A 14,339-nucleotide genomic window follows, 5' to 3' on the forward strand; every position below is an offset into this window, starting at 1 on the left:
TATTCACAATTGATGAATTTTGGATTTTTCAAAAGTAAATAAAAAAAGCCTCTCCAAATTTAATGAAGAAGCTTTTGCTTATTGCTTTAGTTGATAAAGTGCTATACTAATCCTTTTTCAATTAAATATTCGGCAATTTGAATAGTATTTGTTGCAGCTCCTTTGCGCAAATTATCGGCAACAATCCACATGTTTAAGGTGTTCGGCTGCGATTCGTCTCTTCTAATTCGTCCTACAAAAACTTCATCTTTTTCATGCGCAAAAATTGGCATAGGGTAGCTGTTGGTAGCAGTATTGTCTTGAACCACAACGCCAGGAGTTTCGCTTAATAATTTACGAACTTCAGCTAAATCAAAATCGTTTTCAAACTCAACGTTTACTGATTCTGAATGCCCTCCAGAGGTTGGAATTCGAACCGCTGTGGCTGAAACTGAAAAACTTCTGTCACCCATAATTTTTTGCGGCTCACGGGCCAATTTCATTTCTTCTTTGGTGTATCCGTTTTCTTCAAAAACATCGCAGTGTGGCAATGCATTTCTTCCAATTGGGTAAGGATAGGCCATTTCGCCTTCAACACCAGCAATTTCATTTTCTAACTGACGAACTGCTTTAACGCCAGTGCCCGAAACTGATTGGTATGTTGAAACCACAACACGTTTCATTTTGTATTTTTTGTGCAACGGGTTTAATGCCATTACCAACTGAATGGTTGAACAGTTTGGATTGGCAATAATTTTATCGTCTTTGGTTAATACGCTTGCATTAATTTCTGGAACCACTAATTTTTTTGTTGGGTCCATTCTCCAAGCTGAAGAGTTATCTACTACTGTTGTGCCAGCTTCTGCAAATTTTGGTGCCCACTCTAAAGAGGTCCCACCACCTGCTGAAAATAAAGCGATATCTGGTCGCATAGAAACAGCCGTTTCAAGTCCAACAACTTTATAATCGGTGCCCTTGTAGGTTATTGTTTTTCCTACAGAGCGCTCTGAAGCAACGGGAATTAATTCGGAAATAGGAAAATTGCGTTCTGCAAGAACTTTTAGCATCACTTCGCCAACCATACCAGTGGCACCAACAACAGCTACTTTCATTTTTTTAATTTTTAAAATTTTGTGAGGACAAAACTAAGTATTAATTCCATTTTAGAATCTAAAAAAAGCCCCCATTTTTAAAAAACAGGGGCTTTTTAACAACAAATAACAGGTTGTTATATTATTAACGTTTTGTTATTTTTTTAACAAATCTCTGATTTCGGCAAGTAAGTCTTCTTGAGAAGGGCCTTTTGGTGCTTCTGGAGCTGGCTCTTCTTTCTTCTTCATTTTGTTGATTCCTTTGATGATTAAGAACATTACAAAGGCTACAATAATAAAGTCGATTACGTTAGTTAAAAAGTCTCCCCACAACACCGCAACTTCACCTACGGTTTCTCCAGCATCGTTTAAAGTGCCTTCGGTTATAATCCATTTTTGGTCTTTGAAGTCGGATTTGAATATTAATCCAATTAATGGCGACACAATGCCACCGGTAAATGAGCTAACAACTTTATTAAAAGCTGCACCCATTACAAAAGCAACGGCTATATCAACCAAGTTGCCTTTCATTGCAAAATCCTTAAACTCTTTTAACATAATAACATAAATTTATAGTTAGTGATACTCAAAAATAGTTAAAAAAAATTAACATTTGATAAGTTCTACCTTAAGAAAATTCTTTTAACTCGCTGGGAAATTGACGTAATAAGTTCGTAAGAAATAGTGTTTGCACTTTCCGCAAGATTTTCGGCTGTTGGATTTTGACCAAAAACGATGACTTCATCACCTTCTTTACAGTCTATATTTGAAATATTGACCATAATCATATCCATACAAACATTGCCAACTATGGGTGCTTTTTGGTTGTTAATAGTAACGTAGCCTTTGCCCTTGCCATAAATTCTGCCAATGCCGTCGGCATGGCCAATGGGCAATGTTGCTGTTTTCATAACTGAGTTACTTTTAAAAGCACGATTGTAACCTACAGATTTTCCTTTTTCAATATGGTGAATTTGGGAGATAACGGTTTTTAAAGTACCGATGGGTTTTAACTGTTTACTTTCCTTTTCAGAATTGCCAAATCCGTACAGGCCAATACCACTTCTAACCATATCGAAATGGGCTTCGGGATAATTTAAAATACCCGATGTATTGCACATATGCAACATGGGTTCGTATCCAATGGCTTTTATAAAATTATGGGCAATGGCCTTAAAATCTTCTATTTGCTGTACGGTGAATCCTTTTTCGTTTAAATCCTCACTGGCGGCTAAATGAGAAAAAATAGATTTCACCTTTACCGTTTTGGTAGTTTCTAATTTCGAAACAATTTGGTCAACAGCACTTCCGTCAAAACCCAATCTATTTAAACCAGTGTTAAACTTAATATGAATCGGGTAGTCTTCAAGATTTTTTGTTGAGGCAATATCGATAAATTCGTTAAGAATCTTCGTGTTATACAAACTTGGCTCTAAACAGTGTTCAATAAGTTCTTCAAAATTCACCGTTTGCGGATGCAAAACCAAAATGGGTTTGGTAATACCCGCTTTGCGCAAAGCAACACCTTCATTGCTGTAGGCAACTGCAAAATAATCAACATTCTGTTCTTGCAAATATTTGGCAATTTCGCAAGAATCACTTCCGTAAGCATAGGCTTTAACCACGGCCAAAAATTTAGTGCCTGGTAGTAATTTTGATTTAAGATGGTTAAAATTATGTTGAAGTGCCTTTAAGTCAATTTCAAGCACCGTTTCTTGTGCTTTAGGCATCGGGGTCTTTAGGTTTATTGATTATTTCTTCGGCATCGGTAACCTTCATGTTCCGCACTTTATCGCGCAACATCGCTTTAAAATAAGCAGCTCGGCTTAAAGGTTCATATTCTTCAACCTCGCCCAAAAGCACCAGATTGTCGCTTTTGGCTTTTCGGTAGCTATACTGTGCCAAATTTCCGGTACGTGTACAAACCGCATGCACTTTGGTAACATATTCGGCCGTAGCCATTAAATGGGGCATTGGGCCAAAGGGATTTCCTTTAAAATCCATATCCAACCCAGCAACAATTACACGAACGCCTTTATTGGCCAAATCGTTACAAATGCGAACAATTTCGTCATCAAAAAATTGGGCTTCATCAATGCCAACAACATCACAGCCATCGGCCAATATGGGAATATTTGCAGCCGCAGGAACAGGTGTTGAACGTATTTCATTGGCATCGTGGGAGACCACCATATCCTCATCGTAACGTACATCAATGGTGGGTTTAAAAATCTCGACTTTTTGTCGGGCAAACTGTGCACGCTTTAATCTTCTAATGAGTTCTTCGGTTTTTCCAGAAAACATCGAGCCGCAGATAACTTCTATCCAGCCAAATTGTTCTTTATGATTTACCGTATTTTCGAGAAACATTTCGTAATTTTAACACTAAATCAGTGCCATTTTTCGTTTGCATAAAGGTGGCGTAAATTTATCAAAAATCAAAAACCAATTGTGCATTAATTTTAAAATTATAAACTATGAAGAAGAAGATAGAAGCTGAACTTATAAGCATTGCACACCGTATACTAAAATTGAAGGGCAAGGAAGATGTGCTAAAAATGCACGCCGAGGTATCTGAGCTTTATGAAAAGCTGTCGGTGTTAAAATTTGCCCATGATAATTTTGAAGGCGATTTACCAACAATTGGAAATGACTCCTCATTTTTTGGAATGCTGGATACAGCCTTTAACAACAAGATAAGCGATAATATTGAAGTTGAAGATAAAATTTACATCAATCTTGACGAAGTTGAAGATGATGATATTATGGAACCCGTAATGAGCAAGATAAAAGATATGGTGGCGCAAATGCCGGAAGATACCGAAGAAATCGAAACTGTTTTTGAAGAAGCCATACCCAAACAACAAGTGAAGCGATACAATTTAGACGATATTACCGCTGGTTTTGATGAAACACCTATTTTTGAGCCGATTTCAAAAGTGCAAAATGGCACTTCCACTGATAAAAAATCGCTGAATGATAAGTTAAAAAACCGCGGATTAAACATTGGGTTGAACGACAAAATAGCTTTTATCAAACACTTATTTGGTGGCGAGGCCGAAGATTATAACCGCGTAGTTTCTCAGTTAAACACTTTTGTTTCTTTCGAAAACGCCAAAAACTTTATTGAAGGTGTGGTGAAGCCAGATTATAACAATTGGGTCGGTAAAGAAGAGTTTGAAGAGCGTTTCATGCAAGTTTTAGAGGCCAAGTTTAATTAGCTCATGAGTAAACTCTATATTGTCCCGACACCCATTGGGAATTTAAAGGACATCACATTAAGGGCCTTAGAAGTTTTAAAGGAAGTTGATTTAATACTTGCCGAAGACACCCGTACCTCAGGAAAACTCCTAAAGCATTTTGAAATTTCAACCCATATGCAATCGCACCACATGCACAACGAGCATAAAACGGTTGAAACCATTATCCAGAAATTAAAAGCAGGAACAACGGTAGCTCTTATTAGCGATGCTGGAACGCCGGCTATTTCAGACCCTGGTTTTTTACTTTCACGAGCTTGTATTGAAAATGGCATTGAAATAGAATGTTTGCCCGGAGCAACAGCTTTTGTACCTGCTTTGGTGAATAGTGGCCTGCCCAACGACAAGTTTGTTTTTGAGGGATTTTTGCCAGTTAAAAAAGGAAGACAAACCCGACTTTTACTTTTGGCAGAAGAAACCCGGACTATGATTTTTTACGAGAGTCCGCATAAACTAATTAAAACTCTTGGACATTTTTGTGAATATTTTGGTGAAGATAGGCAGGTGTCGGTTTCAAGAGAGCTAACCAAGTTATTTGAGGAAACCATTCGAGGAACAGCAAAGGAAGTTTTGGACTATTACAACAATAAACCGCCAAAAGGGGAAATTGTAGTGGTTGTGGCAGGGAAAAATGATTAATAATGACCATAGAAGCATTTAAAAACAAACTAAAGCAATCGCCAAAAAACATTGAGTTTTCTGAAACCATAGCGGTCATTGAAGCCAACTATAATTTTACTCCAACAGCCTTTAAAAATGGTGAGTTATATAATGAGGTGGGACAAAATTCAGGGTCGTGTAAACTGTTTTCTTTCGCAAAACAGCAAGAATTAACAAAAGGTGAAACCTTGGCATGTTTTGGCAAATTTTATTTTGATGAAGTTTTGAAAGACCCAAACGGAACTGGGCACCAAAACATTAGAAATTTTATAAAAACCGGGTTTGAAGGGTTGGTTTTTGAGAGTGAAGCTTTAGCTGAAAAATGAAACTTTGTCATTCTGAACTTGTTTCAGAATCTCCGATTGATTCAAAAGTCTTTAAATATTCAGTTTTCGAATTTTTTTCATACTCTCCCATAGATTCAATTTTGGACTTTTCTATTTCCTTTAATTGATTAATTCTAACAGATTTACCAATCTCTTTTATTATCAAAGAAAAAACAATAAGAATTGCTATTATTACCCTTGTGTCTTTTAAGTATTTCATAATTTCTACTCTTTGCAACTAAAGTAAATCAGTCTTTTGAATTGGTTTAAGACATGAAATTTTTATTAGCTATTTTAATTTAGGCAAGGTAAAGTCAAGGATTAGAATAAAAAAGGACATCTTGTTTTTCGTGTAATTATTTGATTTTTAAATATTTACACGCATTCACGTATTTAGAAACACTTCTCGATTATTTTTAAAATTCTGATTTTCAACACATTAAATGAAAATTTCAAGGGACAGTTTCGTACAAAAAAATATTGAAATGTATGATTCTATCAAATTTGGAAAAAGGCTTAAACAAACTTATTTGGACATTAGTCGCAAAAAGGAGTGTAGAAATATTTCACGAGATTCCTGCCTTCGCAGGAATGACAGCAAAAGTTAACCAGTCTAAAAATCTAACAATCTAATAAGTCTAGATATGCTTCCCTTTTTCCCAACCATGCTTTCCTAAATATTTCTTGCCACTTTCAATGGCACCGCTTTCAATGGATGTGGCCATGCTATCGTTCCATCTATTCAAATAGCCAAATAGTGAAATGACCCCTAGCATTTCAACTATTTCACCTTCGTTCCAATACTTGTAAAGGCGTTTTTTAATGGTTTCGTCAACGGCATTTGGTATTTGCGAAGCAGCCAAACTAAAGTCTAATGCCGCCCGCTCGGCTTCGCTAAAAGCGGGGTGCGTTTTATACTCCCAAATATTGTCCAGTTGTTCCTGTTCGGCACCATAACGTTCCGCAGCCCTAATGGCATGTGCCTGACAGTATCTGCAACCCGAAGCATTGCTGCTTACCCAGGCAATCATGCGCTTTAATGCTGAAGTGACCCTTCCCTTATTGGCCATTACTGCTTTGTTCAAATTAATAAATGCTTTGCTTATTTCTGGGCGATGCTGCATAGTCAAAACTGAATTTGGACAAAACCCCAAGGTTTCATTAAAAAACTCAGCTAATTTTTTGGTTTCCAAATCATGATCCGGAGATAATGGCGTTACTAAAGGCATAATTTTATTTTTTAGTAGTATTTTTGACAACAACAATTAACGAAAAATAGTTTAAAAAATGGCAGTTCAAGTTACCACAACATGGTTGGGAGAGATGAGGTTTGAGAGCACAAATCCATCTGGGCATAATTTGTTTATCGATGCAGGTGAAGACAATGGAGGGAAAGGCGAAGGTTATAGACCAAAGGCTTTAATGTTGTCTGCACTAGCTGGCTGTTCAGGGTTGGATGTGGCGTCCTTAATAAAGAAAATGAAGCTTGAGGTAGATGACTTTAAAATAGAAATAGAAGCCAATTTAACTGAAGAACACCCCAAATATTATGACAAAGTAGCCATGCATTTCCATTTTTATGGGAGTGATTTAAACGAAAAAAAGCTTCAACGTACAGTTGATTTGTCTATAGAAAAATATTGTGGCGTTATGGAAATGTTCCGCCAGTTTTCAGAGTTGGATGTACAAACTCATTTTCACAGCAAATAAATTTCCTTAATGGAAATAAAAGAGGTATATGCGTTGGACTATAAAGCCACAACCGGAGCCAGATAAAGTTAAGGCCTTACAAAAAGCACTTCAGGTAGATGCTAATATTGCAACTTTGCTGTTGCAGCGTGGTATTGAAACTTATGATGAAGCAAAGCAGTTTTTTAGGCCTAAGCTTAAGCATTTGCACGACCCGTTCTTAATGAAAGACATGGATAAAGCTGTGGCCCGCATTGAAAAAGCCATTGCCAATAAAGAAAATATACTGATTTATGGCGATTATGATGTAGACGGGACAACCTCGGTGGCCTTAATGGCATCGTACTTAAAAACGAGACACAATTTAATCTATACCTATATTCCTAATCGATATGATGAAGGATATGGCATTTCGTATAAGGGTATCAATTTTGCGTTGGAGAATGATTTTACCCTGGTAATTGCATTGGATTGCGGGATTAAATCTGTTGACAAAGTAGCGCATGCCAAATCTCTGGGTATCGATTTTATTATTTGCGATCATCACCGTCCTGATGATAAAATACCCGATGCAGCTGCTGTTTTAGACCCCAAGCGAGAAGATTGCAATTACCCGTATAAAGAATTATGTGGTTGTGGCGTAGGCTTTAAACTGGTTCAGGCTTTGGCTTCAAAGGAAGGCAAAACGGCAGCCGATTTAACCGAATATCTTGATTTGGTGGCAACAGCCATTGGCGCAGATATTGTTCCCATTGATGGCGAAAACAGGGTTTTGGCTTATTTTGGGTTGATGGTAATCAACACAAACCCCAGACCAGGTATCAAGGCCATTTTAGATAAAGTCAACAAAACCGAACTCACCATACACGATGTTGTTTTTGTATTGGCACCCAGAATTAATGCTGCAGGCAGGATGGAACACGGCAATTATGCGGTGACATTGCTATCGGAAGAAGAAGATGAACTTGCCGAAAAATACGCCGAAGAAATCAACAATTATAATTTAGAAAGGCGCGAAACTGATAAACAAATTACCGAAGCGGCTCTGCTGCAAATTGAAGAACTTGGCGAACAAAGCAGGTTAACAACGGTGGTCTATCATAAAGAATGGCACAAAGGGGTTATTGGCATTGTGGCGTCCAGATTAACAGAGACCTATTACAGGCCAACGTTGGTTTTTACCAAAAGTGGAAATAAATTGGCGGCTTCTGCGCGTTCGGTCAGGGATTTTGATATTTACAATGCGTTGGAAGCTTGCAAAGAACACATTGAACAATTCGGTGGACATAAATATGCTGCGGGTTTAACACTTGAAGAAGAAAATTATGAAGCCTTCAAAAAGGCTTTTGAAGAAGTGGTTTCAAAAACAATTGATAGAAACTTGTTAACACCCGAAATAAAGATTGATGCTAAAATAGATCTATCTGATATTACCCCTAAATTTTATAGAATATTAAAACAGTTTGCTCCTTATGGCCCAAGCAATATGACGCCCGTTTTTATGACCGATAGCCTAATCGATACTGGTTACGGAAAATGCGTGGGAGATGACAAAACACACCTAAGGCTAACGGCAACACAACCTAATTCTTCAAGCAGGTTTGTGGGTATAGGTTTTGGTATGGGTGATAAGTTCGATATTATTTCAGAAGGAAAACCATTCAGGGCTGTTTATTCAATAGATGAAAATGAATGGCGGGGCAATGTGAGTTTACAGCTTAAGTTGAGAGACATTAAACCTTAATTCATGGCAAAAAACGACCCGTATGCTGCCCTTAGAATAAAGGAATTCAATATTTTTTTATTGGTTCGTTTTGTTTTGGTGTTTGGCTGGTCTATGCAATTTATCGTTATTGAATGGGAAGTTTACAGCTTAACCAAAGACCCGCTTTATCTTGGGTTAATTGGCTTAATGGAAATTATTCCAGCATTTACCATGGCGCTTTTTGCTGGCCATATTGTAGACCAAAAGGAAAAACGAAACTTGTTGGCTTTATGCATTGCTGCATTTTCTCTAATAAGCCTTGGTTTATTTTTATTGACTTGGGATAAAGTTATCACCAATTGGAGTACCAATTCCATTTTATATGCAGTTTATGCTTTGGTATTTTTTGGAGGGTTTTTACGGTCTTTTTTTGGACCAACTATTTTTTCATTGGTAGCACTAATTGTCCCCAAAAAAATATACCCAAATGCAGCAACGTGGAGCACAAGTACATGGAAAGCCGCTACGGTTTTAGGGGCGCTTTTGGGCGGGTTTTCCATTCATTGGATAGGAGTTCCCTATACACTGTGTGTTATTTTCATCATGGTGGCCATCTCTTTTGTGCTGACTTTTTTAATCAAGAAAAAACCTATTTTAAACCCCAATATTGGCGAACCAGTTAGAGAGAGTTTAAAGGTAGGCGTTCGTTTTGTTTTTAGCGATAAGGCTATTTTAGGCGCATTAACTTTAGATATGATTGCCGTGTTATTTGGTGGAACGGTTGCCCTATTATCTGTTTTTGCTCAAGATATTTTAGAGGTAGGCTCGCAGGGTTTTGGTATTTTAAATGCATCAATATCATTGGGTAGCATTTTTAGTATGTTTATGACTACCTATATGCCTATAAGCAAAAATGCTGGAAAGAAATTATTGGCCACTATTTTTGGTTTTGGTCTCTGTATCATTGCTTTTGGATTGTCCAATATATTTTGGGTCAGTGTTTTGGCTTTGTTTTTGAGTGGCGCAACAGATGGCATTTCAATGGTGATTAGACAAACCATTCTGCAACTTAAAACACCAGATAATATGCGGGGCCGGGTTTCGGCGGTAAACTCAATGTTTGTGGGTTCTTCCAATGAACTTGGTGCTTTTGAAAGTGGTTTGGCAGCAAAATTAATCGGTCCGGTAGCAGCAGTTGTTTTTGGGGGCATTATGACTTTAGTGACGGTGGCCACAATAGGAGTAAAAAACCCGGTGCTTAGGAATTTGGATTTAACCAAAGATTTGGAGGAAAGCGAAAATAGTTAATACGATTTCAGCTCCATGGTTTCTCCATCAAAAACGCCGTAGGTATAATGGGTTATCCAATCGCCCAAATTAATGTATTTTGAATTTTCGTTGAGGTTGATATTTAAAGGCAGATGTCTGTGGCCAAACACAAAATAATCGCGGTATTTTTCTTCTAGTTTTCGCTTGCAATATTGTACGAGCCACTCGTTATCTTCACCAAGAAATTTGATGTCTTCCTCACCTGAAATCATTTTATTTTTAACTGAGAGGTATTGTGCCATACGTACACCCAAATCGGGGTGTAGCCAACGGAATAGCCATTTACAAAAGGGGTTTGTAAAAACCTTTTTCATGCGTTTATAGCCTTTATCTCCTGGGCCCAAACCGTCACCATGACCTATAAAAAATGTTTTGTCATTAAAAGTGAATTCTTTGGGTTTGTGATAAACGGGAATGTTCAACTCTTCTTCAAAATAACCGTTCATCCAAAGGTCGTGATTGCCCACAAAGTAATAGATTGGAATGCCCGAATCACTAATTTCGGCAAGTTTTCCGAGGGTTCGTGTAAATCCACGGGGCACCACGGTTTTAAATTCCATCCAAAAATCGAATAAATCGCCAAGAAGAAAAATGGCAGCCGCATCATTTTTTACCTCGTCTAACCAAGCCACGAACTTTTTCTCGCGCGGACGAGAAGCTTCAGCAGTTGGTGCACCCAAATGATTATCGGAAGCAAAGTATATTTTTTTTCCTTTTGGAATTTGCATGCCGTAAATATAGCATATTCCTGTGAACGCAGGAATCACTTTTTTGCGATAGGGGTTGTAGCAAGCTACCGTGTAGCGCGAAAGCCCGACCCAAAGGGTAATGCCCTAAATATTATCATACTCAAACCATTCGGCAAAAGAGCTATCGGTTTCTTGGAGTTTTAGGGAATGTAAATGTATGTGCTGTGGTAGCCGTTTACTTATTTTTTTTGCAAAATCTATCACCATCATTTCGCTGGTTGGCTGATAATCAACTAGCAACACATTGTGCCCTCTGCTTTCCAATTCTTTGGCCAATTCTACATGGGGTGTGTTTTTATTGAACACGGTAGCGTGGTCAAAAACATTAACAATTTCTTCTTTTACAATTTTCTTTAAATCGCCAAAATCTATCACCATCCCATATTTAACATTGTTGGTGTCTCTTATGGGTTTCCCAATTACCGTTACGTACAGCTTATAGCTGTGGCCATGGACATTTTTGCATTTTCCATCGTAGCCGTAAAGGGCATGTCCAGTTTCAAAATCAAATTTTTTGGTGATGCGAATATTGTTTCCCATTTGGAAAGAAGAATTTTGATATACAAAGATATTGATTTTGTTTTATCAATTGGTTTTTAGATTACATTTGCGCGCTTTTATTTAATTACAGTTAAAAGCTTTATACGAAACAATGAGTCATCTTTTTGAAGCCATAGATTTTGAGGAAAACCAAATGTATGAGCAAATTATTGCTGACATAGGGAAGCAGCAATACAGCATTGTTGAAGACTTCTTTTCTAATGAAGAAGTGGATTTTTTAAGGCAAATGTTGCAACAAAGGCATGAAGAAGATGCGTTTAAAAAAGCCGCCATTGGCAATAGGGTTAATGAGGTTATTGTGAAGTCCATTAGAGGTGATTTGATTTTATGGATGGACGAAACCAATGCCAACAGTACTGAAAAACTATTTTTTAATAAGGTTAACGATTTGATTGCCTATTTAAACAGAACATGTTTTTTGGGTATTTTGAACAAAGAGTTTCATTACGCCATTTATCCTGAAGGCACATTTTATAAACGCCATATTGATACTTTTCAAAATGATGATAGGCGCAAATTGTCGTTTGTCTGTTACTTGAATGAGGATGGTTGGTTGCCCGAAAAAGGTGGTGAACTGGTGCTTTATTTTGATGAAAATGGGCAAGAGGTTGAAAAAGTAATTTACCCTTTCCCCGGAAGAATAGTTATTTTTGAAAGCCAAATCATAGAACACGAGGTAAGGCCTGTAAAAACAGAGCGCCTTAGCATTACGGGCTGGTTAAAAACCCGATAGCTTATCTGCGCCCTCTGTATCGGTTGTAAAAATAGATGATGATTAATACAATAGCGAGTATTAGAAATAGTCTGTTTCCCATGACGTTAAACGGATTAATTACTGATTCTGTTTTTTGTTATACCTATAAATTAAATAGGCGATGAGCACAAGAGCCACAAAAGGCAGCATACTGCCTATAAAAACGCCAATTTCGTAGCCTTTGTCCGGGGCATTTTTTATCTTCTCTTTAATATCAATGTCTTGAAGAAGGGCAATAATGGAATTCATTTTTGTGGTGCTAGTATGCAAAGTTAGTTGTTTTGCGACAGAGGTATAAATATTTTCCTGAATTTTATGATTAACGGAATGCCTCTAGCTATTATCCAAAAAGTCATGGCTATAAAAATGGCATACAATTTATAGTCTAAATGGTCTAGAAAAAACAGGATGGGAATGAACACCAAAAAGGTTGAAAACAGCAATACGTTTCTCAGATATTTCATTTTTCCTAAACCTTTAAAAATACCGTCAAAAATAAAGGCCAATGTACAAAAGGGTTGCATGGCCAGTATAATCCAAAATATGTTATAAAACTCTTTCAGCACTTCAGCTTCTTTGGTAAATACACGCCCAATGGGATAATAAAAAACTGCTCCAACAATACCTAAAACTACCCCAATAATGAGTCCGTATTTTATGAGTTTGTTGCTCAATTCCAAAAGGGAACCATAAGTTTGCGCGCCAAAAAGTTTACCAGACAAAATATTTCCAGCACTTGCGTAACCATCAACAATAAAGGCACCTAAAAACCAAAGGTTAATGGCAATGGTATAAGCGGCTATATACGATGCCCCGTAACTTGTTGCAAAGGCACTGGCATAATATAGCGTGACGTTTAGTGCAACGGTGCGGACAAACAGGTTAAGAATCATTAAAATAAATCGATTGATTTCCTTGTTGAAAGGAAAACTGATTTTCAATGGAATAACCGTTTTTTTGAGTAAAAAGTAAGCTGAAAGCAAGGCCATTAAAATTTGGGCTGCAACACTCGCATAGGCAGCGCCTTCAATATGCATTGCGGGAATATAGCCTTCAATACCATAAACCAAAACAATGTCCAGTAAAATGTTTGAAACAGCTCCAATTATGGCAATTACCATAGGATAATAGGTGTTTTGAAGCCCTCTAAAAGCACCAAAAACGGCTATGGTAAATAAGGTAAAAGGAAAACCAAGCACCCTAATCTTATAGTAAACAACCGTATAGTCCAAAATTAAGTTTGAGGCATTGTACAATTTAAAGATACTTTTTGCAAATGGGTAAGTCCCTAGGATAATTAAGATACTTAAGGAGGTAATTATAAGTATGGCTTGTGCCGGAAGATTTTTTACCTGTTCTAATTTATTGGCACCAACATATTGAGATACAATTGATGAAATGACACTTCTGGTTTGTCCGAGTACCCAAATTAGCATAGACAAAAAAGTAGAAACAATACCCACAGCAGCCAATGATTCGGTGGCATTAATTTCAATATTGCCAATTATTGCAGCATCGGTGAGCGATAATATAGGTTCAGACACGCCCGAAATCAATGCAGGAATAGCCAATTTGTTGATATGTTTTAAACTAATGTCTATTTTCATTTATCTGGATTTTTGCAATGGCTTCTTTTTCCGTCTTTTAGATATCGGTTGGAGACAACCATTAAATGCCCAATGCCCATTATGGGCTTCATAAGGGCAATTCATAGCAGTAAAAAGGATGTTCACTTTGTTTTGGAAAATAAATGGGTTCCAGGCGTTTATAGCCACGGCACTCATAAAATCTCATGTTTCTTGGGTTTTTTGAAAAGGTGTCCAATCTAACAGATTTATACCCATTGTCTGCAGCATAAGTTTCGGCAAACGCCATGAGCTGTTGGGCATAACCCATTCCCTGATGTTTTGGGTGGATTGCCAAACGATGTATGTAAATATTTTTATTATTTGGTGTTAACCATAAAACAGGTTTGTAAATATCGTCCATAAAAGTGGAAATGGTAATACAGCCAATCAGATCACTATTTTCTTCGATAACAAAAAGTTCGTCACGTTCTAAATCAATTAAAAATGCATTTTTATTGGGGTAATGTTCGTTCCATTGAAAGATGTGTTGTTCTGCCATAAAAGCCGCACAGGACTTCGTTATCTCAAGAATGGCATCAATATCTAAATTTGTGGCTTTGCGAATCATTAAAATGTTATACTTTTGCGTCAAAGTTATTGTAATTTAA

18 protein-coding genes are annotated in these 14,339 nt (G+C 37.2%); 7 read left to right on the forward strand and 11 right to left on the reverse strand.

What is annotated here, in order from left to right; translation table 11 throughout:
• Window positions 1–101: 101 nt before the first annotated feature.
• The 4 genes from WJN01_RS04005 to WJN01_RS04020 form a co-directional block, all read right to left on the reverse strand.
• Complete coding sequence (locus tag WJN01_RS04005; protein ID WP_445195862.1) at window positions 102–1,091, reverse strand: aspartate-semialdehyde dehydrogenase; 990 nt, start codon at window positions 1,089–1,091, stop codon at window positions 102–104.
• Window positions 1,092–1,226: 135 nt separating this feature from the next.
• A complete protein-coding gene (gene mscL / locus WJN01_RS04010; protein ID WP_445195863.1) occupies window positions 1,227–1,628 on the reverse strand; it encodes a large conductance mechanosensitive channel protein MscL in 402 nt (133 codons plus the stop codon).
• Window positions 1,629–1,693: 65 nt separating this feature from the next.
• A complete protein-coding gene (alr, locus tag WJN01_RS04015) occupies window positions 1,694–2,800 on the reverse strand; it encodes an alanine racemase (protein WP_445195864.1) in 1,107 nt (368 codons plus the stop codon).
• Complete coding sequence (locus WJN01_RS04020) at window positions 2,793–3,440, reverse strand: thymidine kinase (RefSeq protein WP_445195865.1); 648 nt, start codon at window positions 3,438–3,440, stop codon at window positions 2,793–2,795. Before WJN01_RS04020 ends, alr begins: the two co-directional genes overlap by 8 nt.
• A 107-nt stretch (window positions 3,441–3,547) precedes the next feature.
• On the opposite strand from WJN01_RS04020, the gene WJN01_RS04025 reads away from it, so the two are divergent.
• From WJN01_RS04025 to WJN01_RS04035, 3 genes are read left to right on the forward strand one after another with little or no spacing between them, the layout of a single operon-like run.
• Complete coding sequence (locus WJN01_RS04025; protein ID WP_445195866.1) at window positions 3,548–4,291, forward strand: DUF8457 domain-containing protein; 744 nt, start codon at window positions 3,548–3,550, stop codon at window positions 4,289–4,291.
• 3 nt (window positions 4,292–4,294) lie between these two features.
• The gene (gene rsmI, locus WJN01_RS04030; protein WP_445195867.1) at window positions 4,295–4,969 is read left to right on the forward strand and encodes a 16S rRNA (cytidine(1402)-2'-O)-methyltransferase; all 675 of its coding nucleotides are present in this window, start codon (window positions 4,295–4,297) and stop codon (window positions 4,967–4,969) included.
• 2 nt (window positions 4,970–4,971) lie between these two features.
• Window positions 4,972–5,316, forward strand: a complete 345-nt coding sequence (locus WJN01_RS04035; RefSeq protein ID WP_445195868.1) for a HopJ type III effector protein — start codon at window positions 4,972–4,974, stop codon at window positions 5,314–5,316.
• A gap of 7 nt (window positions 5,317–5,323) precedes the next feature.
• Here WJN01_RS04035 and WJN01_RS04040 read toward each other — a convergent pair whose 3' ends face one another.
• Together WJN01_RS04040 and WJN01_RS04045 are read right to left on the reverse strand one after the other, a co-directional pair.
• A complete protein-coding gene (locus tag WJN01_RS04040; RefSeq protein WP_445195869.1) occupies window positions 5,324–5,536 on the reverse strand; it encodes a hypothetical protein in 213 nt (70 codons plus the stop codon).
• A 418-nt stretch (window positions 5,537–5,954) separates the two neighbouring features.
• Window positions 5,955–6,545 (reverse strand): carboxymuconolactone decarboxylase family protein, encoded by a 591-nt coding sequence (locus tag WJN01_RS04045; RefSeq protein ID WP_445195870.1) that lies wholly within the window; start codon window positions 6,543–6,545, stop codon window positions 5,955–5,957.
• 58 nt (window positions 6,546–6,603) lie between these two features.
• Here WJN01_RS04045 and WJN01_RS04050 point away from each other — a divergent pair, with 58 nt between their 5' ends.
• Genes WJN01_RS04050 through WJN01_RS04060 form a run of 3 tightly spaced genes read left to right on the forward strand, consistent with a single transcriptional unit; the run spans window position 6,604 to window position 10,018 of the window.
• The gene (locus tag WJN01_RS04050) at window positions 6,604–7,026 is read left to right on the forward strand and encodes an OsmC family protein (RefSeq protein WP_445195871.1); all 423 of its coding nucleotides are present in this window, start codon (window positions 6,604–6,606) and stop codon (window positions 7,024–7,026) included.
• Between the two features lie 28 nt (window positions 7,027–7,054).
• Window positions 7,055–8,749, forward strand: coding sequence for a single-stranded-DNA-specific exonuclease RecJ (gene recJ, locus WJN01_RS04055; protein WP_445195872.1), 1,695 nt, complete (start codon window positions 7,055–7,057; stop codon window positions 8,747–8,749).
• A 3-nt stretch (window positions 8,750–8,752) separates the two neighbouring features.
• Entirely contained in the window at window positions 8,753–10,018 is a 1,266-nt protein-coding gene (locus WJN01_RS04060; RefSeq protein WP_445195873.1) for an MFS transporter, read from the forward strand.
• Here WJN01_RS04060 and WJN01_RS04065 read toward each other — a convergent pair.
• Together WJN01_RS04065 and WJN01_RS04070 are read right to left on the reverse strand one after the other, a co-directional pair.
• A complete protein-coding gene (locus WJN01_RS04065; protein ID WP_445196300.1) occupies window positions 10,015–10,767 on the reverse strand; it encodes a UDP-2,3-diacylglucosamine diphosphatase in 753 nt (250 codons plus the stop codon). The two genes, WJN01_RS04060 and WJN01_RS04065, sit on opposite strands and share 4 nt — an antisense overlap.
• 105 nt (window positions 10,768–10,872) lie before the next feature.
• Window positions 10,873–11,328 (reverse strand): 6-pyruvoyl trahydropterin synthase family protein, encoded by a 456-nt coding sequence (locus WJN01_RS04070; protein ID WP_370477291.1) that lies wholly within the window; start codon window positions 11,326–11,328, stop codon window positions 10,873–10,875.
• Window positions 11,329–11,440: 112 nt separating this feature from the next.
• Here WJN01_RS04070 and WJN01_RS04075 point away from each other — a divergent pair, with 112 nt between their 5' ends.
• Window positions 11,441–12,082 carry a 2OG-Fe(II) oxygenase gene (locus WJN01_RS04075; RefSeq protein WP_445195874.1) on the forward strand — a complete coding sequence of 214 codons (642 nt, stop codon included), beginning with the start codon at window positions 11,441–11,443 and terminating at the stop codon, window positions 12,080–12,082.
• Between the two features lie 99 nt (window positions 12,083–12,181).
• Here WJN01_RS04075 and WJN01_RS04080 read toward each other — a convergent pair whose 3' ends face one another.
• From WJN01_RS04080 to WJN01_RS04090, 3 genes are all read right to left on the reverse strand, one after another.
• Window positions 12,182–12,352, reverse strand: a complete 171-nt coding sequence (locus WJN01_RS04080) for a hypothetical protein (protein WP_445195875.1) — start codon at window positions 12,350–12,352, stop codon at window positions 12,182–12,184.
• 23 nt (window positions 12,353–12,375) lie between these two features.
• Window positions 12,376–13,710 (reverse strand): MATE family efflux transporter, encoded by a 1,335-nt coding sequence (locus tag WJN01_RS04085; RefSeq protein WP_445195876.1) that lies wholly within the window; start codon window positions 13,708–13,710, stop codon window positions 12,376–12,378.
• Window positions 13,711–13,798: 88 nt separating this feature from the next.
• Entirely contained in the window at window positions 13,799–14,299 is a 501-nt protein-coding gene (locus tag WJN01_RS04090) for a GNAT family N-acetyltransferase (protein WP_445195877.1), read from the reverse strand.
• Window positions 14,300–14,339: the final 40 nt, after the last annotated feature.

This window comes from Tamlana sedimenti, assembly GCF_038148895.1.
Lineage (GTDB): Bacteria > Bacteroidota > Bacteroidia > Flavobacteriales > Flavobacteriaceae > Tamlana.